Genomic DNA, 18,752 nt, shown 5'->3' on the forward strand with positions numbered 1-18,752 from the left:
TTCACGGCGCAGGCACTCCCAGGCGTTCCCACAGTACCGGCGGGCACTGGTACAGCATTTCCCTGCTGGTCGCGTCCACCGCGACCTGGATGGTCATCGCACGGGTCAGCACTTGGCCGCTTTCCGCATCAAGGATCTCGTACTCGATCTTCAGCCGGTTCTCCCATTCCACGATGCGCGCAATCACGCGCAGCGCCTGGTTGAACAGCAGCGGGCGCACGTACTTCACCCGCGCATCGACCACCGGCCACAGGTAGCCCGATTCGAGCATCTGCGGATAGTCGTAGTCGTAGCGCCCAAGCAGCGCGCAGCGCGCGATCTCGAAGTACTTGAAGTAGTTGCCATGCCAGACCACGTTCATCGGATCGCAGTCATGGAAGGCGGGGGTCAACGCAATTTCGCCAACCCGTTCAATAGCCTCATTCACCGGCATACAGCTCCCAACGTTGCGCGCGGATCTCCACCAGCAGTTCCCGCAGTTCGCGATCCAGCGCGCGGTCTTCTTCAACCAGGGCGATGCGCTGCCCCAGGTCGGCGTACATGCCGGCCAGACTGCCATGCAGCTGCGCGTTCAGGCCAACCCGTTCGCGCAGCGCCAGGCCCTGGCGGGCGGCGATCAGCATCGCGGCCACCACCTGCTCGGTCAGCTCGATCACGCGCAGGCAGTCGCGCGCGGCGATGGTGCCCATGCTGACCTTGTCCTGGTTATGGCACTCGGTGGAACGCGAGAACACGCTGGCCGGCAGGGTCTGCTTCAGTGCTTCTGCGGTCCAGGCCGACACGCTGATCTGCAGCGCCTTCAGGCCATGGTTGATGGCCGCGCGCTGGCCGGTGGCCGCCGACAGGTTGGCCGGCAGGCCATGGTTGTAACGGGCATCCACCACCAGCGCCAGCTGCCGGTCGAGCAGGTCGGCAACGTTGGCCACGGTGTTCTTCAGGGTGTCCATCGCCAGCGCGATGTGGCCGCCGTAGAAGTGGCCGCCATGCAGGATGCGCTCGCCGTCGGCATCGATCAGCGGATTGTCGTTGGCGCTGTTCAGTTCGGTTTCGATCAGCTGGCGCAGGAACGGCAGGCTGTCCTCCAGCACGCCGATCACGTGCGGCGCGCAGCGCAGCGAATAGCGGTCCTGCAGGCGCTGTTCATTGCGTGGCGGACGCTCGCTGTGCAGGTCGCTGCGCAGGCGCGCGGCGATGCGGCCCTGGCCCGGGTGCGGCTTGGCCGCGAACAGGGTTTCGTCGAAGTGGTGCGCGTTGCCGTCGCTGGCCAGCACGTTGAACGCGGTCAGGCGCGTGGCCATCCGTGCCAGGTAGTCGGCGCGCTGCCAGGCCAGGCAGGCCAGGCCGGTCATCACCGCGGTGCCGTTCATGATCGCCAGGCCTTCCTTCGGCCGCAGCTTCAGCGGGGTCATGCCGATCTTCGCCAGCACCTCGGCAGCAGGCTGCACGCGGCCATCGTGCAGCACCTCGCGCTCGCCGCACAGCACCGCCGCCACGTAGGACAGCGGGGTCAGGTCACCACTGGCCCCCACCGAGCCTTCGGCCGGGATCATCGGCAGCACGTCGTGCTGCAGCAGCGTGGCCAGGCCTTCCAGCAGCGGCACGCTGACACCGGACATGCCACGCACCAGCGACGCCAGGCGCGCGGCCAGCACCGCACGGGTCTCGACCGGGTCCAGGTAACGGCCCAGGCCGCAGCCATGGTAGGTGTACAGGTGGTGCGGCAGTTCAGCCACCAGTGCCGGCGGGATGTTCACCGTGCACGAATCGCCATAGCCGGTGGTCACACCGTAGATCACGCCATCTTCGCGCAGCAGGCGGTCAAGGAAGTCGGCACCGCGCTGGATGTGCGCGCGGAACGCCGGCGCGTCGCTCAGTGCGGCCTCGCACTGGCGCTGGGCCAGGGCAACCACGTCTTCGATGGTCAACGGTGCATCGCCAAAGCGGCACACGGGTACGGCGTCAGTCGTCATGCGGAGCCTGATCCCAGAAGGGGAAGAAATTGAACCAGTCCAACGGGGACTGGATGACCTGGAGTTCCAGCCAGCGCGCGAAGCGCTGTGCCTGTTCGGCAAGTGCCGCGTCGCGCGAGCCACGCGGCAGCACGATGCGTTCGGCGAACTGTTCAAAAGCCACGCGGTAGCCCTCGCCCTGGTGCAGGCAGGCCATGGTGTAGACCGGGCAGCCCAGCGCCGCAGCCAGCACGTAAGCGCCGATAGGGAACGGTGCGCGGTGGCCGAGGAAATCGGCGGTGACACTGCGACCGCCCTGCACCGGCGTGCGGTCGCCGACGATGGCGACGAAGCCACCCGCCGCCACGCGCTCGGCCAGCATCATCGCTGTGGCCGGCCCCATTCCGGTCACCTGCACCAGCTCCACCGCCGCCAGCGGGTCCAGCCGCTGCAGCAGGCGGTTGAAGCGCTGCGCATGCGCGGTGTGCACCAGCACGGTGATGCGGAACCCCGGCACCTGTTCGGCCAGCACCTGGCACAGTTCCAGGCAGCCGATGTGCGCGGTAAGGATCAGACCGCCTTCGCGGCGCGCGATCTTCTGCAGCACCAGGTCGCGGTGCAGGTGGATACGGTTGGCCGGATAGCGCCCGCCCAGGCCGAGGATCTTGTCCAGCATCGTGTCGGCGAAGGCGAAGAAGTGGCGCAGGCTGTCGCGCCGGGTTGGCGCGCGGCCGAGCACGCCGCTGTATGCCTGCAGCCGCTGCAGGTACTGCATCGAGGCCTGTCGCCCCACACGGTTACCCAGCCAATGGCAGGCCACCACTGGCCACGCGCACAGGCGGAATGGCCAGCGCCCGAACCAGCGGTGCACCCAGCACAGGAACAGCACGCCGGCCACCGACGTCGATTCGCCGATGTCGGCCCAGTGCGGGGCGTCCTGCGCGGTCGCCATCTCAGCGCTGCCCCTGCAGGCGGCGCCACAGCAGCCGCGGTGCGCGCCAGAGCATGCCGAAGAACAGGCGGGTGTGCATGCGGCTGATGCGCACGTTGTCGCGCCACACATCGAAGTGCGACACGCCATCGGCGGGATAGGTCACGCGCGTGGCCAGGTGCTCGACCGGCAGCTGGCGCCAGTACAGGCGCACCATCACTTCAGTATCGAAATCCATGCGCCGGCCGATGGTCTCTTCACCGATCAGGCGCAGCACCGGTGGCAGGGGATACACCCGGAATCCGCACATGGTGTCGCGCAGGTGCAGCGACAGCGTGTTGATCCAGACCCAGACGTGGGTGGCGTAGCGGCCATACAGGCGTGCCTTGGGAACACTGGCGTCGTAGGCCGGAATGCCGCAGATCACCGCGTCGGGATGCACACGCGCGGCCTCGATGAAGCGTGGCAGGTCAGCGGTATCGTGCTGGCCGTCTGCGTCGATCTGCAGCACGTGGCTGTAGCCACGCGCGCCGGCTTCAGCAAAACCGGCCAGCATCGCCCCACCCTTGCCCTGGTTGGCGTCCAGGCGCAGCAGGTCGACGCCCTGGCGCTGTGCCAGCGTGCGCAGCACCGCCGCGCACGCCTCATGCGAACCATCGTCGACCAGCAGGCAAGGCAGGCCAGCGGCCTGCACACCGTCGACCACCGCCACGATGGCGTGCTCGTGGTCGTAGACGGGAATCACCACCAGTGGCGCGAACGCGGCACCGGCAACGGCCGGGTCAGTCCGCATCGGCGAAAACCACCTTGCCGCTGGCATGCACACCGTGGCTGGAGGTATAGCGGAAGGCCAGCACGTTGCGTGCGGCATCCCAGTCCAGCTGCAGGGTCAACTCATCGCCGGGGCGGGCCACGTGCTGGAACTTCACCGCGTCCATGCGCAGGAACGCGCGCGGCATCGCAAATGCCTGGCGGCCGAAACGCATCGCCCAGTCCAGCTGCGCAACACCGGGCAGGATCGCCGCCTGCGGGAAGTGGCCCTGGAACGGCCGCAGCGCCGGGTCGAGGGTCATGCGCAGCGTGGCGCTGGCGGCGTCGCGGCAGTCCCAGACCGGCACCGGCATCAGTGGCTGGAACAGCGCCGCCAATGCCGCCTGGGTCACCTTGCCCTGCGCGTTGATCGGCAACGCCTGCACCAGCCGCCAACGGCGCGGCCGGGTCACCGCGTCATGCGCATGCGCCAGGCGCGCGCCCAGGCGTTGGCCCAGCGCACGGCGCGCGGCGTCGCCGCCCTCCAGCAGCGCCGGATCGGCCGGAACCACCACGGCGGCCAGCTGCTCGCGCTGCCCGGGCAGCACCAGCACGCGCACGTCATCCACTTCGGTGTCTTCGCGCAGCGCGCGTTCCAGAGCATCCAGCGAGACGCGGCGCTCTTCGATCTTGACGATGCGGTCGGCGCGGCCCAGCAGCCGGAAACGGCCATCGGCCAAGGCTTCCACGCGGTCCTGGGTGCGCCACCAGCCGGGAGTTTCCAGATGCGCCGAGGCCACCGCCAGGCAGCCGTCGTCGATCCGCCATTGCACACCCGGCAGCGGCTGCCACGGCGGCAGGTCGGTGTCCCAGCGGCGCCAGGCGATACCGCCGGTCTCGCTGCTGCCATAGACCTCGGTCGGCGCCACGCCCAACCACTGCCGCACCTGTCGCGCCGCGTCCTCCGGCAGCGGGCCACCGGAGGAGAACACCGCACGCAGGCGGCCATGCAGGCTGGCCCAGTCGAGCTGCTCGGGCAGGCGCTTGAGATGGGCCGGCGTCGCCACCAGCACCGTGTCGGTACCGGCCAGCGCACCCACCAGGTCTTCGTGGAAGAACCGACGCGGATGGATCAGGCGGCCGGCGGCCAGCGGCCACAGCACGCGGAACAGCAGCCCGTAGATGTGCTGGTGGGACACCGTGCCGTGCACCTGCGCGCCATCCAGCTGCGCACCGAACGCGGCCTGCAGCGCTTCCACCTCGCGCGCCAGCTGGTCCAGGCGCTTGCCGATCGCACTGGGCTGGCCGGTGCTGCCGGAGGTGAACACGCACAGCTCGCAGGCGCGCTCGTCCAGCGCCTGCAGTTCGTCGTCCAGTGTGGCGTCCAGCGCCGCCAGCGGGCGGTAGTCGGCCGGTACGTCGCCCGCGAAACCGCTCACCTGCGGCTGCAGCGCCTGCAGCGTGGCCGGCAGGTTGTCAGCGGCCAGGAACACCCGCTTGCCGGCATGCCAGGCGCCGAACAGCGCCGCAGCGAAGGCCACGGCGTCATCGAAATACAGGGCCCAGTCGCGGCCTTCAGCCGCCGCAAAGGCGGCGCGCCAGCCCCGTACGCGCTGGCGGAAGCAGGCGTGGTCAACCATGTCTCCGTCGCACAGGCCGACGCTGCGCTGCGGCCGCGCCTCCAGCAGCAGCCGGTCCAGGGCAATCCACTCAGCCATGCGCGTGCGCCGCCTTCACCCGCCGCCGCACCAGCCACTCACCTGCGAACAACACGCCCATCATCACGTACGCCAACAATCCGTTGTAGAGCATCCAGGCCCGGTCCGACGCGTACAGCGCGGTCAGCAGGGCCAGGCTGCCGTTGAGAACGAAGAAGCCGCACCACACCTGGGTGACGCGGCGGGTATAGGCCACCGCGAACGGGGGCAGGTCCGGCTCCTGCAGCCGCGCCAGACGCTCCACCAACGGCGGCCCGAAGCGCAGGCTGGTGCCGAACACCGCCAGCATCACCGCATTGACCAGCGCCGGATACAGCTTCAGCGGCAGGGCCTGGTTGAGCACGGTGGCCAGCACCGCCAGCAGGCCGGTGCCGGCGGCGGCGGCCCACCACAACGGCTGGCGCGTGCTCAGCGCACGCAGCAGGGCCAGGGTGAACAGCAGCAGCGACAGCCAGCGCGGCTCGAAGCGGCCCATCGCCAGGTACACCAGCAGCGGGTAGGCAAGCGAAATCGCTGCCACCACGACGGTACGTGCGCGAGCCATGGCGAAGCCGCCGGCGCTGCGGTCAGGCGGCTGCCTGGTCCGGCAGCAGTCCATGCACGACATCAACGATGTCCTGCACGGTGCGCACGGCCTTGAACGCTTCCGGCTGCAGGTTGCGGCCGAGCAGTGGCTTGAGCTGCACGATCAGGTCGACCGCATCGATGCTGTCGATGTCCAGGTCGTCATACAGGCGGGCCTCGGGGGTGATCCGGGCGGTTTCAATCTCGAAGCTGTCGGTCAGGATGCTGACGATGCGTTCGAACAGTTCATTCTTGGTCATGGCAATTCCTGGCGCCGTTACGACTGGCGGGCGGCGACGAACTCGCCGAGCGCGCGCACGCTGGAGAAATGGCGACGGGTTTCTTCCGAATCGGCCGAGAGGCTGACACCGTACTTCTTCTGCAGCGCCAGGCCCAGCTCCAGCGCGTCGATCGAATCCAGGCCGAGGCCCTCGACGAACAGCGGCGCGGTCGGATCGATGTCCTCCGGCGTGATGTCCTCCAGCGAAAGGGAGGAAATGATCAATTCCTTGATCTCGTGCTCAAGTGCTTGCACGGGGCGGATCTCCAGACAGGTCGAAATAACGAGAAAGGTGCTCGGTGACGCGGCGGGCTGCCAAGGCATCCCCCCTTGGCGAGTCGTCATCGGCCAGGAAGGGCGCGATCGGGATATCTTCGCCGATCTGCAGCCGAACGTGAAAGCGACGTGAGGGGACACGATACCACTTCTGTCCCTTGGTCAACGTGGGCGGGGTGCAGGTAATCCGCACCGGGGTGATGTCCAGCCGGCCGCGGACGGCGATGTTGGCGGCCCCGCGCTGCAGCCGCGGCGGCTGGCCCGGCACGCTGCGGGTGCCTTCGGGGAAGATCACCAGGGTGCCGCCGGCGTGCACCGCCGCCACGCAGTCATCGACCAGGCCAGCGCCATCGTCATTGGAGATGTAGCCGGCCGCCCGCACCGGACCGCGCATGAACGGGTTGCGGGCCACGGCCCGTTTCACCACGCAATCGGCGTTGGGCAGCAGCGAGATCAGGCAGACCACGTCGATCAGGGTCGGGTGATTGGCCAGGACCAGCAAACCGTCGCGCTGCAGGCGTTCACCGCCCTCGATCTGGTAGGTCATCACCCCCAGCGCGCGCATCAGGCGCAGATGGCTGGCAAAGGCAACCTGAACCACCCGGCGCGCCCGGCGGCGACGGACCACCGGGTCGCGCATCAGCAGCAGCACCGGCATCACCAGCACGCCCAGCAGCAGGCCACCCATGCCGAATGCGGCAAAGCTCAGGCCGGTGCCGAGCACCCGCCAGGCATGATCGAGGCGGCGCAGCGCCTCAGCCACGGCGCCCCCAGTGCCAGCGCTGGCCCAGGGCCACGTGCTCCAGCGCCGGCGCACCGGACAGCAGGAAGCGGTGCAGGTCCAGCGCGTGCGGCAGCGCGCCCGGGGCGGTGGCAGGGGCCTCCGGCGCCGCCTCCCACTGCAGGGAGAGGGTCGGCTGGCCCGGCATCGGCGCCGTCAAACGCCAACACCAGGCAAAGAACGGGTCGGGTTCGTCGGCGAACGTCGCGTAAATCTCGGGAAGGCGCGACTCATACACCACGACCCGAACTTCGCGGGCGCCATCGGCGAGCAGACCGGCCGCTTCCAGGCAGGCGGTTTCGACCGTGGCCTGGCCGGCGGCCAGCGCCAGGTAGTTGCCACGGTGGCCGCGCGCGATCGAGTACAACGCAGCGATCGCGTTGTGCACCGACAGGCCGAACCCCGTTGGTGACAAGGGCTGATCATTGGACAGCGCCCCCAGCAGCTCCATCGAACGGGCCACGTCGCCGTGGCGGCTGGCGAACACCAGCGGGACCTGGCTGTCCGCCCCCTGCCCCTCCTCGCACCAGCAGGCGGCCTGGATCGCCATCCGGCCCAGCCGCTCGATGCGGCGGCGCTGCATTGCCGGGATCTCGGCCAGCGCCGGCGTGTCTTCGCCAACCGGCGGATACGGCGCATCGGCCCAGCCCAGCCACTGGCTACGCTCGCTCAGGCCGGGCGCCCAGGCAGCCCAGTCGACGATGGAGAATTCGATCATTTAGCGAAGGTGCTTCAACGGGAGAACGATAGGCACGAGCCATTACGGCGACGCGCGGCGGCCCCCCAGTCCTGCAGCCGTGCGTCCGTCCAGGACGTCGCCGGCTGCCCCCCTGGCTGCCGGAAAGGAGCGCACGCTAGCACGTCCTGCACGGGGTGTGCAGGTTTCACATTCCCCAACACGGGAGCCGGCACCGGCGGCCCCCGCTTCAAAAGATCAGTGGTAACCGGTATCGGCGTGCACCTTGCCACGGAACACCCGGTACGACCACGCCGTGTAGCCGAGGATGACCGGCAGCAGAATGACCAGGCCAACCAAGGTAAAGCCCAGCGAGGAGGCCGGCGCGGCGGCCTGCCACAAGGTCATCGACGGTGGCAGCAGGTAGGGCCACATGCCCAGTACCAGGCCGAGGAAGCCGAGCACGAACAGGGCCAGGCTGAGCAGGAACGGCGGCAGGTCATGGCGCGGGTGGTTGGCACTGCGCCACAGCGCGGCGGCTACCGCCAGGGTCAGCAGCGGCACCGGCGACAGCCACCAGAAGTTGCCGTCGCTGAACCAGCGCGCCATCAGCCGCGAATCGAGGAACGGCAGCCAGCTGCTGACCAGGCCCATCGCCGCGATCACCGCCACCACCAGCGGCCGGGTCATCTGCCGCGCCAGCGCCTGCACGCGTCCCTCTGTCTTCAGGATCAGCCAGGTGCTGCCCAGCAGCGCATAGCCGGCCACCAGCGCGGCACCGGTCAGCATCGCGAACGGGCTGAACCAGGCGAACGGCCCGCCCTGATAGACACCGTCCACCAGCGGGATGCCCTGCACCAGCGTGCCCAGGATCACGCCCTGGGCGAACGTCGCCAGCAGCGAACCGAGGCCGAAGGCCACGCTCCACAGCCGGCGTGACCGATGTGCCTTGAAGCGGAATTCAAAGGCCACGCCACGGAACACCAGCGCCACCACCAGCACCAGCACCGGCAGGTACAGCGCCGACAACAGCACCGCATAGGCCTTGGGGAAGGCCGCCAGCAGGCCGGCACCCCCCAGCACCAGCCAGGTCTCGTTGCCGTCCCAGATCGGCGCGGCGGTGTTCATCATCAGGTCCAGCTGCTCCTCGTCCTCGGCGAAGGGGGCGAGGATGCCGATGCCAAGAACGAAGCCGTCCAGCACCACGTACATCAGCACGCCGAAGCCGATCACCGCGAACCACGCCACCGGCAGCCAGGTCATCAGGTCCATGTCAGCGCTCCTCCAGCGGTTCGTCGGCTGCCGACAGCGGGCGCGCCGGGGTGTGGCTGCCGTGGTCCAGCGACGGCCCTTCGGCGTAGGGCTGCGGTCCGTGGCGCAGGATCTTCACCAGGTACCAGATGCCCCAGCCGAACACGAAGGCGTAGCCAACCACGTAGACGCCCAGCGACAGCGCGGTCATCCACGCGCTCTGCGGGCCGACCGCATCGGCGGTGCGCAGCAGGCCATACACCACCCACGGCTGGCGCCCCATCTCGGTGACGAACCACCCCGACAGCAGCGCGATGAAACCGCTGGGCAGCATCCAGTTCCAGCCGCGCAGCAGCCATGGCGAATCGAGCAGCTTGTTGCGCCACAGCTGGAAGGCCGACACCCAGGCCAGCAGCAGCATCAGCGTGCCCAGCCCGACCATGATGCGGAAGGCAAAGAACACCGGCGTCACCGGCGGCCGCTCGCTGGCCGGTACCGAGGTCAGCGGGTCGAAGGTGCCGTCCAAGCTGTGGGTCAGGATCACGCTGCCCAGCTTCGGGATGGCCACTTCGAAATCGTTGCGCTCCTCCTTCTCGTTGGGTAGCGCGAACACCACCAGCGGTACGCCCTCGCCTTCCCGGGTCTCATGCCAATGCGCTTCCACCGCCGCGATCTTCATCGGCTGGTGCTTGAGCGTGTTCAGGCCGTGCATGTCGCCGACGAAGATCTGCACCGGCACGGTCAGCGCGGCGAATGCCACGGCGGCGATCAGCATGCGCCGGCCCGCTTCCACGTGCGTGCCCTTGCGCAGGTACCACGCGCCCACGCCACCAATCACGAAACAGGTGGTGATGAACGAACCCAGCGCCATGTGCGCGAGGCGGTAGGGGAACGAGGGATTGAACACCACCTGCCACCAGTCCACCGGATGCACGATGCCGTTGACCATCTCGTAGCCGGCCGGCGTGTGCAGCCAGCTGTTGGACGACAGGATCCAGAACGTGGAGAACAGCGTGCCCAGCGCAACCATGCAGGTGGACAGGAAATGCAGGCGCGGCGAGACCCGGCCCCAGCCGAACATCATCACGCCGAGGAAGCTGGCTTCGAGGAAGAACGCGGTCAGCACCTCGTAGGTCAGCAGCGGGCCGATGACCGTGCCGGCCACCTCGCTCAGCCGCGGCCAGTTGGTACCGAACTGGAAGGCCATGACGATGCCGCTGACCACGCCCATGCCGAACGACACCGCGAAGATCTTCTGCCAGAAGAAGTACAGCTCGCGCCACACGGGCAGCCTCGTGCGCAGCCAGCGCCATTCGATGAAGGCCAGCCAGCTGGCCGTGCCAATGGTGAAGGCGGGGAACAGCACGTGGAAACTGATGACGAATCCGAACTGGATCCGGGACAACAACAACGCGTCCAAGGGACGCCTCCTGCCTGCGACCGGTGGGATACCGGACCACTTTAGGAGGATTTCGTTAAAATGGGATGCGACCGGGTGACGCGCTGCTTCACTTTGTCGCAGGGGTCAACCGTTCTGGTAGCTGCCAACCTTGGTTGGCACACACGCCCAAACGCCGACCCAGGTCGGCCTCTACCCACCGCGATTGGAGCGGCCCCTTGCCCGGCGGGTGCCTCAGTGCCAGAAATACCAGGCCGCCGCAGCCAGCAGGGCGCCAAACAACAGCACCTGCACCACCACATAACCCACGCCACCGTCGCGCGACTCAGCGGCAATGCGCTTCTGCAGCGCCTCGCTCACATCCGGCGTGTCTTCCTGCTGTGCCTGCTCACGCAACGCCTGTGCCAGCGCGCGCGCTTCCGCATCGCGAGGGTCGGTCGGTGGATTCACAGCAGCTCTCCGGCGGTGGCATGCCGCGTCAGTTCCTGCTTCAGGATCTGGCGCGCGCGGTGCAGATGGCTCTTGATGGTACCGCGCGCCAGCCCGGTCACCTGTTCGATCTCGGCCAGATCGAAATCCTCCAGGTAATGCAGGCCGACGATCAGGCGCTGCGGCGGACTCAGCCGTTCCAGTGCCGCGCCGAGCTGGCGCCCGGCCTGCAGCGCCTCGCTCAACTCGGCCGGCCCGGGGCCTTCATCGCCGATGCCCAGTTCCTCCGGCGCCTCCACCGCCACCATCCACTGCGCTTCCAGTCGCCGCCGGCGCAGGTGCTGCAACGCCGTGGTGTAGGCCACCCTTGAGACCCAGGTGCGCAGCGAGCATTCAAAACGAAACCGATGCAGCTGGCGGAACACGGCAAGGAAAGTTTCCTGCAGCAGGTCGGCGACCTGGTCGCGGTCGCCCACCATGCGTCCGATCACATGCGCGCAGGTGCGCTGGTGGGCCTGCACCAGCTGCGCGAAGGCCGACTGCGAGCCATCGATGATGGCCCGCACCAGGGCCTGGTCCGCGTCCAGCGCTTTGGCGGGGGCCGCCGTCGCCGCCGTATCCTCGCGGCGACGGCCCCGCAGTGCCGACAGCGCTTCGCCCAGCAGGCTCATGCGCGGGGCGCCCCCTGTGCCCGTGGCATGCCTGCCTCAGCCCTTGCGCGCGGCAGGCCGGGTGAAGTGCCAGGCCAGCAGCTGGCCGAGGCCGGCACTGCCGACCAGCGCGGCAGCGGCGCCAAAGGTCAGGTCACGGGCCCCAATGGCTTCCAGCAGGGCCATGACCAGGGCCAGGCAGACCAGGCTGATGCCCCAGCGCAACGCACCCTGGCGGCGGCGCTCTTCTTCCAGCACGGCCAGCGAGCGGATCACTTCCTCCGGTACGTGCGGGGCCACCAGCTTGCTGCGCGCGCGCGCATCGGCAATGGCATGGATCGCGTAGGCGATGCAGATGAAAAGGGTGATCGGGATCAGTTCCTGCATGGTCGGGCTCCTGTTCGATGGATGATGCGGGTTCAGGAGAATGGATGCGCGACCACGGCAACCGGTTGCACTAGGTGTCCGCCGACGTTTCGCTGGCGCCGGTCGTGTCCGTCGGGTCGGGGAAATAGGTCTCCACCTGAAAATCCAGCTGCAGGTCCGCCATCAGCCGCAGCAACTGCGGATCCAGCTCGAAACCCGCCCATGCCGTCTTTCCAAAGATGCCAACACGCAGGCCGATCCCGGCCCCCTCCTGCAGCAGTTCCCTGATCACGTCGGCGTGTGCCCGCAGGAGATCGACCAACGCCGGCCAGGCATCCATCAGCCAGCCGTCCTTGCCCCTCTCCAGTACGAACACCACGCGGGTCGCCGCATGAACCCGGATCAAGGTACCGTCGCGATCCCGATATCCGGTCCCGACATCACGGGAAAACGCCGGTTCCAGATCCAGCCGGGCGGCAATTCCGGCGCCGGCCTCTGTCGGGTGCTGCACGCCCAGAGAGATCCTGTAGTCGTAGCGGTACATATCGGTTCCATCCGAACGGAATGACCATCATGCCGCACACGCCGTCGCAGCAACCCGGGCGGTGCCGTTTTGCCGATTCCGCTGCCATGACCTGTGGCCCCTGCCCCCGGCCCGGACGGCTGCTACCCTTGCCCGGTTTCCTCTTCTGGTGCCGTCCGCCCATGTCCCGAGTGCTGCCCCTGTCCCTCCTGCTGTCGGCCGTGCTGGCCGCACCGGCCGCGCATGCCGCGCCGACGCCGATCACCATCGAACAGGCCATGGCCGACCCGGACTGGATCGGTCCGCCGGTCGAGAAGGCCTGGTGGTCGTGGAACAGCCAGCAGGTGGAATACCAGCTCAAGCGCAACGGCAGCCCGGTGCGCGACACCTTCCGCCAGCCGGTGGCCGGCGGCGCGGCCGCGCAGGTGGCCGATGACCAGCGCGGTACCCTGGACGTCGCCGATCCGGTCTACGACCGCAGCCGCAGCCGCAGCGCCTTCGTGCGCAATGGCGATGTGTTCGTGCGCGACCTGCGCAGTGGCGCGCTGACCCAGCTGACCCGCAGCAACGAGCGCGCGGGCAATGTGAACTTTGCCGCGGACAACGGCGTGATCTGGCGCGTCGGCCAGAACTGGTTCCACTGGACCGCCGCCAGCGGCGTGCAGCAGGTGGCCAGCCTGAAGGCCGAAAAGGACCCGCGCACGCCGCCGAAGGCCGACGTGCTGCGCGACCAGCAGCTGCGCACGCTGGAAACCCTGCGCCGCGACCGCGAGCAGCGCGAGGCATTGAAGGACCAGGACCAGCGCTGGCGCCAGGCTGATCCGACCCGCGCACCGGGCCCGGTCTACCTGGGCGCCGACGTCGAGATCGGTGACAGCGTGCTGTCGCCGGACCTGACCCACCTGATCGTGGTGACCAAGCCGAAGGACTTCGACGACGGCCGCACCAGCAAGATGCCGCTGTACGTGACCGAGTCGGGCTACGAGGAAACCGAGGACACCCGCACCCGCGTCGGCCGTAACGGCTTCGAGCCACACACCCTGTGGTACGTGGACGTGCGCAACGGCAAGGCCGAGAAGGTTTCGCTGTCCGGCCTGCCGGGCATCAGCACCGACCCGCTGGCCGAACTGCGCCGCAAGGCCGGCAAGGATGCGCTGAAGGGCGAGCGCAGCGTGCAGGTGATGAGCGACTTCATGGGCGGCGGCATCCGCTGGAGCGCCGACGGCCAGCAGGCCGCGGTGATGCTGCGCGCCAACGACAACAAGGACCGCTGGATCATCAGCGTCAATGCTGCCGACGGCCGCGTGCAGAACCGCCACCGCCTGACCGACAACGCCTGGATCAACTGGGGCTTCAACGATTTCGGCTGGATGGCCGATGGCCGCACGCTGTGGCTGTTGTCCGAGGAATCGGGCTTCTCGCACCTGTACACCCAGGCCGGCACCGCCAAGCCGCAGGCGCTGACCAGCGGCAAGTGGGAAACCTCGGCGCCGGTGCCGTCGGCCGATGGCAAGGGCTTCTACTTCCTGTGCAACCAGCAGGCGCCGCATGACTACGAAGTCTGCGCGGTCGACACCGGCAGCCGCCAGGTGCGCGAGCTGACCAGCCTCAACGGCGTGGAGGATTTCTCGCTGTCGCCCGACGGCCAGCAGCTGCTGGTGCGCTACTCCGGCGCCTACCTGCCGCCGCAGCTGGCGGTACTGCCCAGTGCCGGTGGCCAGGCGCGCGTGCTGACCGACACCCGCACCGCCGACTACAAGGCACGCCAGTGGATCCAGCCGAAGCTGGTGGCAGTGCCGTCCAAGCATGGTGCCGGCGTGGTCTGGGCCAAGTACTACGAACCGGAAAACAAGGAACCGGGCCGCAAGTATCCGATCGTGATGTTCGTGCACGGCGCCGGCTACCTTCAGAACGTGCACCAGCGCTACCCGGCCTATTTCCGCGAGCAAATGTTCCACAACCTGCTGGTGCAGAAGGGCTACATCGTGCTGGACATGGACTACCGCGGCAGCGAGGGCTACGGCCGCGACTGGCGCACGGCCATCTACCGCAACATGGGCCACCCGGAACTGGAAGACTACAAGGACGGCCTGGACTGGCTGGTCGACACCCAGCAGGGTGACCGCGACCACGCCGGCATCTACGGCGGTTCCTATGGCGGCTTCATGACCTTCATGGCGCTGTTCCGTGCGCCGGGCACCTTCAAGGCCGGCGCCGCGCTGCGCCCGGTGGTGGACTGGCACAACTACAACCACGGCTACACCAGCAACATCCTCAACACCCCGGACATCGACCCGGAGGCGTACCGCGTGTCCTCGCCGATCGAGTACGCGCAGAACCTGCAGGACAACCTGCTGATCGCCCACGGCATGATGGATGACAACGTGTTCTTCCAGGACTCGGTGAACCTCACCCAGCGCCTGATCGAACTGCACAAGGACAACTGGTCGATCGCCCCATACCCGCTGGAACGCCACGGCTATGTGCGTGCCGATTCCTGGCTGGACCAGTACAAGCGCATCCTCAAGCTGTTCGAGCAGAACCTGAAGTGAGCAACGCCGCAGCCACGATCCGGATCGTGGCTGCGGTCATCCTGGATGACCGCGGCCGGGCGCTGGTGGTGCGCAAGCAGGGTGCGCGCCGCTTCATCCAGCCCGGTGGCAAGCCCGAACCCGGCGAGGCGCCCCTGCAGGCGCTAGCCCGCGAGCTGGACGAGGAACTGGGCGTGCAGCTGCGCGCCGATGCCGCCATCGCGCTGGGCACGTTCGAGGACTGGGCGGTGAACGAGCCCGGCCACCGCGTGCAGGCACAGGCGTGGTGGGTGCAGGTGGACGGCACGCCGCAGGCGCGCGCCGAAATTGCCGAACTGGCCTGGGTGCCGCTGCAACCGCCGCATGGCCTGCCCTTGGCACCCTTGAGCGAACACCATATCCTGCCGGCCGTCGCCACCCGGGCGACGGCCCGCTGAGCAGGCGGGCGCCGACTGCAAGGACATCGGATGTCAATGTCGATCCCGTCGATCCCCTCGCCGCTTTCCCCGGCCTATCACGCCTGGGTGCGCCCGGTCGCACAGGCTTCGTTCTGGCTGTCACTGCTGCTGACGATCTACTTCGTGCTGCAGGGACTGGTGCTGTGGCCGCTGCAGAACCTCACGCTGTGGCGCTTGGTGGAAAGCGAAGTGCAGCTCCAGCAGATGCACAGCCTGGTCTGGCTGCTGGCGCACCCGGTGGCCGCGTCAATGATCGTCGCGCTGTTGTGCCTGGCCTCGACCGTGTCCAGTTGGGGCCTGCTGCGTGAACGTCGCTGGGGCCTGTGGAGCTTCGTGGTACTGCTGCTGCTGAGTGCCCTGACCAACTTCGCAGCCGCCTGGTGGCTGGACCTGTTCATGGGCGACTTCATTCCGTTGCTGGCCGATGACCCGGCCCTGCTGCAGGAACTGCAGCTGAAACGCTGGCTGATCACGCTGACCGTGGTCGGCATGTCGTTCGTGCTTCTCGGCCTGCAGGGCTGGCTGGCCTGGCGCCTGCTGCGCCCCGACGTGCGCGCGCGCTTCCACTGAGTTCTTCCGGGCGTGGGCCAGGGCCTCCGGCAGCACCCGGCGTTTTGCCTTTGATCGTCAAGGAGACGACATGCTCTCACTCGCACCGTACCGCCACTGGCTGGCCTGGGCGTTGCTGCTGGCCACGCCGGTGGCCGCGGCACAGTCACCGCAATGCGGCCTGTTCAAGGCCGACGAAGGCAGCAGCACGCTGCGCGTCAGCTCATCCAACCGTGGCGAGCAGAAGCACTTCGGCAGCGCACCGACCCCGGTCGCGTTCCAGCAGATCGAAGGCAAGCTGCAGCTGGTGAATCTGGAATATGGCCTGCCCAGCGCGCTGCAGGTGCGCGACCGTGGCCGCACCCTCGAGGTGGACGGCACGGTCTACACCCTGCAGGCCCCTGCACAGTGCGCCGCAGCCGCCGCGCCGGCTGCGGGCAGCTGCCTGGCCGATGCGGCGGCCTGCCTGGACAACCGCCACGAGGCGACCCCCACCGCGCTGGCAGCGGCGTGCCGGGAAGGCGTGCCCGGCATGTGCCTGCAGCTGGCCGATCGCTGGCATGACGAGGCCAGGGCGCCGGCCACGCCGGATGAGGCGCAGCAACAGGCCATCCTCGATACCGCACTGGCCGGCATCGAACTGCCTGTGCCGTGCCGGAATGGCGGCTTCAGCAACGAGACACCGGCCTGTGCAGCGGCGCTGGAAGCGGATCCGGCGCTGCAGGAGCAGATCGTCAAGGCCGCGATGGGTGCGGCGATGGTCGAAGCCGTGAGCTCCGTGCTGTCACCCTCCACGCCGGTGGTGGTGCCGGCCGCGCAGCGCCAGCAGCTGTTGCAGTTGTGCCAGCAGGTCGGCCATGGCGGCTTCTGCAGCCGCGTGGCCGAGCTCTCGTGGGAATCCGGCGACCCCTTGCAGGCGGTGCAGGCACTGGCCACAGCGTGCGCGCCCGGCAATGACAGCGCCGCCTGTGAGCGCCTGCCTGCGTTGCAGGCGCTGGGCGCCTCGTTGCGGCCGCAGCCGGCTACGGCGCTGCCCTGCGGCACCTTCCGCGCCGCAGGTGGCCTGATGGATACGCTGGACTTCGGCGATGCAGGACGGGTCGGCATCGGCTGGGACAGCCAGCTGCGTGCCCGTGTCGAAGACGGCGACGTCCGCATCCGCCACGACAAGGGCGGCGACTTCGTGCTGCGGCCGTTGCACGGCGGCCAGCTGCTGGGCCTGGACACGTGGACACGCTTCCAGGTGTTCGTGCCGACCGGCGAGGGCGCGAGCACCTGCAGCCCGCCGAAACACTACACGGTGCTGCCGCTGCCGCAGGACTGCCCGCAAGCGCTGGCCAGCGGCGGTGCCGAAGCCTGCTGCGCGCAGGGCAAGCTGCAGGGCTGCAACATTCTTGGCAACCGTCTTGCGCTGTCCGGCCAGTGGCGACAGGCGGCAGAGCACTACACCACCGTGTGCCGTGCCGGCGTGCGCGAGGGCTGCGAGAACCTGGTCGCAGCGCAGGGCCGCAGCAGCGACGTCGACGCCCATGCGACGCTGGAGCGGCTGTGCGCCGCCGACCGCAGCGGGCGCCACGTCGCCTGCGATGTGCTGGACACCGGAAACTGGAGCGCCCTGGAGCTGGGTCGCGTCCTGCAGGAGGCGGTGGACGAAGCGACGGCCGAGGACGCTCCGGCGCCGCGCACTTCCAATCGCAAGCGCTGAGCCTGCCAGGTCCTGTCCGCAGCGTTGGCCGGGCCCTGCGGTAAAGTACGCGACATGAACGAATTCGAGCGCGTTCGCGCCTACCTCACCGAGCTGCAGGACCGCATCTGTGCGGCGATCGAGGCCGTCGATGGCCGGGCCCGCTTCCAGGAAGACCTGTGGCAGCGTGCCGAGGGCGGTGGCGGGCGTACCCGCGTGCTGCGCGACGGTGCGGTGTTCGAGCAGGCCGGCATCGGCTTCTCCGACGTCGCTGGCAGTCGCCTGCCGCCGTCGGCCTCGGCCAACCGCCCGGAACTGGCGGGCGCCTCCTGGCGCGCCACCGGCGTGTCGCTGGTGTTCCACCCGCTCAACCCGTACGTGCCGACCACCCATGCCAACGTGCGCTTCTTCCAGGCGCAGCGCGACGGTGAAGTGGTAGCCAGCTGGTTCGGCGGCGGCTTCGACCTGACCCCGTTCTATCCGTTCGACGAGGACGTGCAGCACTGGCACCGGGTCGCACGCGATCTGTGTGCGCCGTTCGGCGACGAACGCTACGCCGCGCACAAGCGCTGGTGCGACGAATACTTCTTCCTGCGTCATCGCAACGAAACGCGCGGCGTCGGCGGTCTGTTCTTCGACGACCTGCACGGCGATTTCGAGCGCGATTTCGATTATCTGCGCGCGGTCGGCGACGGCTTCCTCGATGCGTACCTGCCGATCGTGCAGCAGCGCAAGGACACCCCGCATGGCGAACGCGAACGCGAGTTCCAGCTGTACCGCCGCGGCCGCTACGTGGAATTCAACCTGGTCTACGACCGCGGCACCCTGTTCGGGCTGCAGAGCGGTGGCCGCAGCGAAAGCATCCTGATGAGCCTGCCGCCGCGGGTGCGCTGGGAATACGGCTTCTCGCCTGAACCCGGCAGTGCCGAATCGCGCCTGGCCGACTACCTGGTGCCACGCGACTGGCTGTGAGGGGTGTCGTCGCGC

General features: G+C 68.5%; 21 protein-coding genes. 5 read left to right on the forward strand and 16 right to left on the reverse strand.

All coding sequences use genetic code 11. From position 1 onward, the window contains the following. Window position 1: 1 nt before the first annotated feature. The 16 genes from ACSDHM_RS18350 to ACSDHM_RS18425 form a co-directional block, all read right to left on the reverse strand. A complete protein-coding gene (locus ACSDHM_RS18350) occupies window positions 2–433 on the reverse strand; it encodes an acyl-CoA thioesterase (protein WP_010482317.1) in 432 nt (143 codons plus the stop codon). Further along, window positions 420–1,970: an HAL/PAL/TAL family ammonia-lyase gene (locus tag ACSDHM_RS18355; protein WP_088497002.1), complete on the reverse strand. Its 1,551-nt coding sequence runs from the start codon at window positions 1,968–1,970 to the stop codon at window positions 420–422. Before ACSDHM_RS18355 ends, ACSDHM_RS18350 begins: the two co-directional genes overlap by 14 nt. Then, window positions 1,960–2,901 carry an LpxL/LpxP family acyltransferase gene (locus ACSDHM_RS18360; RefSeq protein ID WP_088497001.1) on the reverse strand — a complete coding sequence of 314 codons (942 nt, stop codon included), beginning with the start codon at window positions 2,899–2,901 and terminating at the stop codon, window positions 1,960–1,962. The genes ACSDHM_RS18355 and ACSDHM_RS18360 overlap by 11 nt, the downstream gene beginning before the upstream one ends. Before the next feature lies 1 nt (window position 2,902). Continuing rightward, window positions 2,903–3,673, reverse strand: a complete 771-nt coding sequence (locus ACSDHM_RS18365; protein WP_065196793.1) for a glycosyltransferase family 2 protein — start codon at window positions 3,671–3,673, stop codon at window positions 2,903–2,905. Then, window positions 3,663–5,348, reverse strand: a complete 1,686-nt coding sequence (locus ACSDHM_RS18370; protein WP_334271643.1) for an AMP-binding protein — start codon at window positions 5,346–5,348, stop codon at window positions 3,663–3,665. The genes ACSDHM_RS18365 and ACSDHM_RS18370 overlap by 11 nt, the downstream gene beginning before the upstream one ends. Beyond that, entirely contained in the window at window positions 5,341–5,892 is a 552-nt protein-coding gene (locus ACSDHM_RS18375; RefSeq protein WP_049416044.1) for a membrane protein, read from the reverse strand. Before ACSDHM_RS18375 ends, ACSDHM_RS18370 begins: the two co-directional genes overlap by 8 nt. Window positions 5,893–5,914: 22 nt before the next feature. Continuing rightward, window positions 5,915–6,172 (reverse strand): acyl carrier protein, encoded by a 258-nt coding sequence (locus ACSDHM_RS18380; protein WP_005411609.1) that lies wholly within the window; start codon window positions 6,170–6,172, stop codon window positions 5,915–5,917. A 17-nt stretch (window positions 6,173–6,189) separates the two neighbouring features. After that, window positions 6,190–6,447: a phosphopantetheine-binding protein gene (locus ACSDHM_RS18385; RefSeq protein WP_005411610.1), complete on the reverse strand. Its 258-nt coding sequence runs from the start codon at window positions 6,445–6,447 to the stop codon at window positions 6,190–6,192. After that, on the reverse strand, window positions 6,434–7,231 hold the full coding sequence (locus ACSDHM_RS18390; RefSeq protein ID WP_072167809.1) for a lysophospholipid acyltransferase family protein: 798 nt from the start codon (window positions 7,229–7,231) through the stop codon (window positions 6,434–6,436). Before ACSDHM_RS18390 ends, ACSDHM_RS18385 begins: the two co-directional genes overlap by 14 nt. Beyond that, window positions 7,224–7,967 (reverse strand): beta-ketoacyl synthase chain length factor, encoded by a 744-nt coding sequence (locus ACSDHM_RS18395; protein WP_227837050.1) that lies wholly within the window; start codon window positions 7,965–7,967, stop codon window positions 7,224–7,226. Before ACSDHM_RS18395 ends, ACSDHM_RS18390 begins: the two co-directional genes overlap by 8 nt. A 216-nt stretch (window positions 7,968–8,183) precedes the next feature. Then, window positions 8,184–9,197, reverse strand: a complete 1,014-nt coding sequence (gene cydB, locus ACSDHM_RS18400) for a cytochrome d ubiquinol oxidase subunit II (RefSeq protein ID WP_111201092.1) — start codon at window positions 9,195–9,197, stop codon at window positions 8,184–8,186. A 1-nt stretch (window position 9,198) separates the two neighbouring features. Next, on the reverse strand, window positions 9,199–10,596 hold the full coding sequence (locus ACSDHM_RS18405) for a cytochrome ubiquinol oxidase subunit I (RefSeq protein WP_111201091.1): 1,398 nt from the start codon (window positions 10,594–10,596) through the stop codon (window positions 9,199–9,201). A 213-nt stretch (window positions 10,597–10,809) separates the two neighbouring features. Further along, window positions 10,810–11,025, reverse strand: coding sequence for a hypothetical protein (locus ACSDHM_RS18410; RefSeq protein ID WP_053498343.1), 216 nt, complete (start codon window positions 11,023–11,025; stop codon window positions 10,810–10,812). Then, window positions 11,022–11,675 carry an RNA polymerase sigma factor gene (locus ACSDHM_RS18415; protein WP_188241463.1) on the reverse strand — a complete coding sequence of 218 codons (654 nt, stop codon included), beginning with the start codon at window positions 11,673–11,675 and terminating at the stop codon, window positions 11,022–11,024. Before ACSDHM_RS18415 ends, ACSDHM_RS18410 begins: the two co-directional genes overlap by 4 nt. A 36-nt stretch (window positions 11,676–11,711) precedes the next feature. After that, on the reverse strand, window positions 11,712–12,041 hold the full coding sequence (locus ACSDHM_RS18420) for a hypothetical protein (RefSeq protein ID WP_439426476.1): 330 nt from the start codon (window positions 12,039–12,041) through the stop codon (window positions 11,712–11,714). A 70-nt stretch (window positions 12,042–12,111) separates the two neighbouring features. Further along, complete coding sequence (locus ACSDHM_RS18425) at window positions 12,112–12,564, reverse strand: hypothetical protein (protein ID WP_439426477.1); 453 nt, start codon at window positions 12,562–12,564, stop codon at window positions 12,112–12,114. Between the two features lie 161 nt (window positions 12,565–12,725). On the opposite strand from ACSDHM_RS18425, the gene ACSDHM_RS18430 reads away from it, so the two are divergent. From ACSDHM_RS18430 to hemF, 5 genes are all read left to right on the forward strand, one after another. Beyond that, entirely contained in the window at window positions 12,726–15,095 is a 2,370-nt protein-coding gene (locus ACSDHM_RS18430) for a prolyl oligopeptidase family serine peptidase (RefSeq protein WP_439426478.1), read from the forward strand. Continuing rightward, window positions 15,092–15,511 carry an NUDIX hydrolase gene (locus ACSDHM_RS18435; RefSeq protein WP_088496995.1) on the forward strand — a complete coding sequence of 140 codons (420 nt, stop codon included), beginning with the start codon at window positions 15,092–15,094 and terminating at the stop codon, window positions 15,509–15,511. The genes ACSDHM_RS18430 and ACSDHM_RS18435 overlap by 4 nt, the downstream gene beginning before the upstream one ends. A 30-nt stretch (window positions 15,512–15,541) precedes the next feature. After that, the gene (locus ACSDHM_RS18440) at window positions 15,542–16,102 is read left to right on the forward strand and encodes a hypothetical protein (protein ID WP_227837048.1); all 561 of its coding nucleotides are present in this window, start codon (window positions 15,542–15,544) and stop codon (window positions 16,100–16,102) included. 70 nt (window positions 16,103–16,172) lie between these two features. Beyond that, entirely contained in the window at window positions 16,173–17,786 is a 1,614-nt protein-coding gene (locus ACSDHM_RS18445; protein ID WP_088496994.1) for a hypothetical protein, read from the forward strand. A 54-nt stretch (window positions 17,787–17,840) separates the two neighbouring features. Further along, window positions 17,841–18,737: an oxygen-dependent coproporphyrinogen oxidase gene (gene hemF, locus ACSDHM_RS18450; protein WP_072167801.1), complete on the forward strand. Its 897-nt coding sequence runs from the start codon at window positions 17,841–17,843 to the stop codon at window positions 18,735–18,737. The last annotated feature ends 15 nt before the right edge of the window (window positions 18,738–18,752 follow it).

Source organism: Stenotrophomonas sp. T8 (genome assembly GCF_051853085.1).
GTDB lineage: Bacteria > Pseudomonadota > Gammaproteobacteria > Xanthomonadales > Xanthomonadaceae > Stenotrophomonas > Stenotrophomonas sepilia.

Bases quoted from the DNA above. Each gene is read 5' to 3' on its own strand.
- ACSDHM_RS18350 (WP_010482317.1), bottom strand. From the start codon at position 433: ATGCCGGTGAATGAGGCTATTGAACGGGTTGGCGAAATTGCGTTGACC.
- ACSDHM_RS18355 (WP_088497002.1), bottom strand. From the start codon at position 1,970: ATGACGACTGACGCCGTACCCGTGTGCCGCTTTGGCGATGCACCGTTG.
- ACSDHM_RS18360 (WP_088497001.1), bottom strand. From the start codon at position 2,901: ATGGCGACCGCGCAGGACGCCCCGCACTGGGCCGACATCGGCGAATCG.
- ACSDHM_RS18365 (WP_065196793.1), bottom strand. From the start codon at position 3,673: ATGCGGACTGACCCGGCCGTTGCCGGTGCCGCGTTCGCGCCACTGGTG.
- ACSDHM_RS18370 (WP_334271643.1), bottom strand. From the start codon at position 5,348: ATGGCTGAGTGGATTGCCCTGGACCGGCTGCTGCTGGAGGCGCGGCCG.
- ACSDHM_RS18375 (WP_049416044.1), bottom strand. From the start codon at position 5,892: ATGGCTCGCGCACGTACCGTCGTGGTGGCAGCGATTTCGCTTGCCTAC.
- ACSDHM_RS18380 (WP_005411609.1), bottom strand. From the start codon at position 6,172: ATGACCAAGAATGAACTGTTCGAACGCATCGTCAGCATCCTGACCGAC.
- ACSDHM_RS18395 (WP_227837050.1), bottom strand. From the start codon at position 7,967: ATGATCGAATTCTCCATCGTCGACTGGGCTGCCTGGGCGCCCGGCCTG.
- cydB (WP_111201092.1), bottom strand. From the start codon at position 9,197: ATGGACCTGATGACCTGGCTGCCGGTGGCGTGGTTCGCGGTGATCGGC.
- ACSDHM_RS18415 (WP_188241463.1), bottom strand. From the start codon at position 11,675: ATGAGCCTGCTGGGCGAAGCGCTGTCGGCACTGCGGGGCCGTCGCCGC.
- ACSDHM_RS18420 (WP_439426476.1), bottom strand. From the start codon at position 12,041: ATGCAGGAACTGATCCCGATCACCCTTTTCATCTGCATCGCCTACGCG.
- ACSDHM_RS18425 (WP_439426477.1), bottom strand. From the start codon at position 12,564: ATGTACCGCTACGACTACAGGATCTCTCTGGGCGTGCAGCACCCGACA.
- ACSDHM_RS18430 (WP_439426478.1), top strand. From the start codon at position 12,726: ATGTCCCGAGTGCTGCCCCTGTCCCTCCTGCTGTCGGCCGTGCTGGCC.
- ACSDHM_RS18440 (WP_227837048.1), top strand. From the start codon at position 15,542: ATGTCAATGTCGATCCCGTCGATCCCCTCGCCGCTTTCCCCGGCCTAT.
- ACSDHM_RS18445 (WP_088496994.1), top strand. From the start codon at position 16,173: ATGCTCTCACTCGCACCGTACCGCCACTGGCTGGCCTGGGCGTTGCTG.
- hemF (WP_072167801.1), top strand. From the start codon at position 17,841: ATGAACGAATTCGAGCGCGTTCGCGCCTACCTCACCGAGCTGCAGGAC.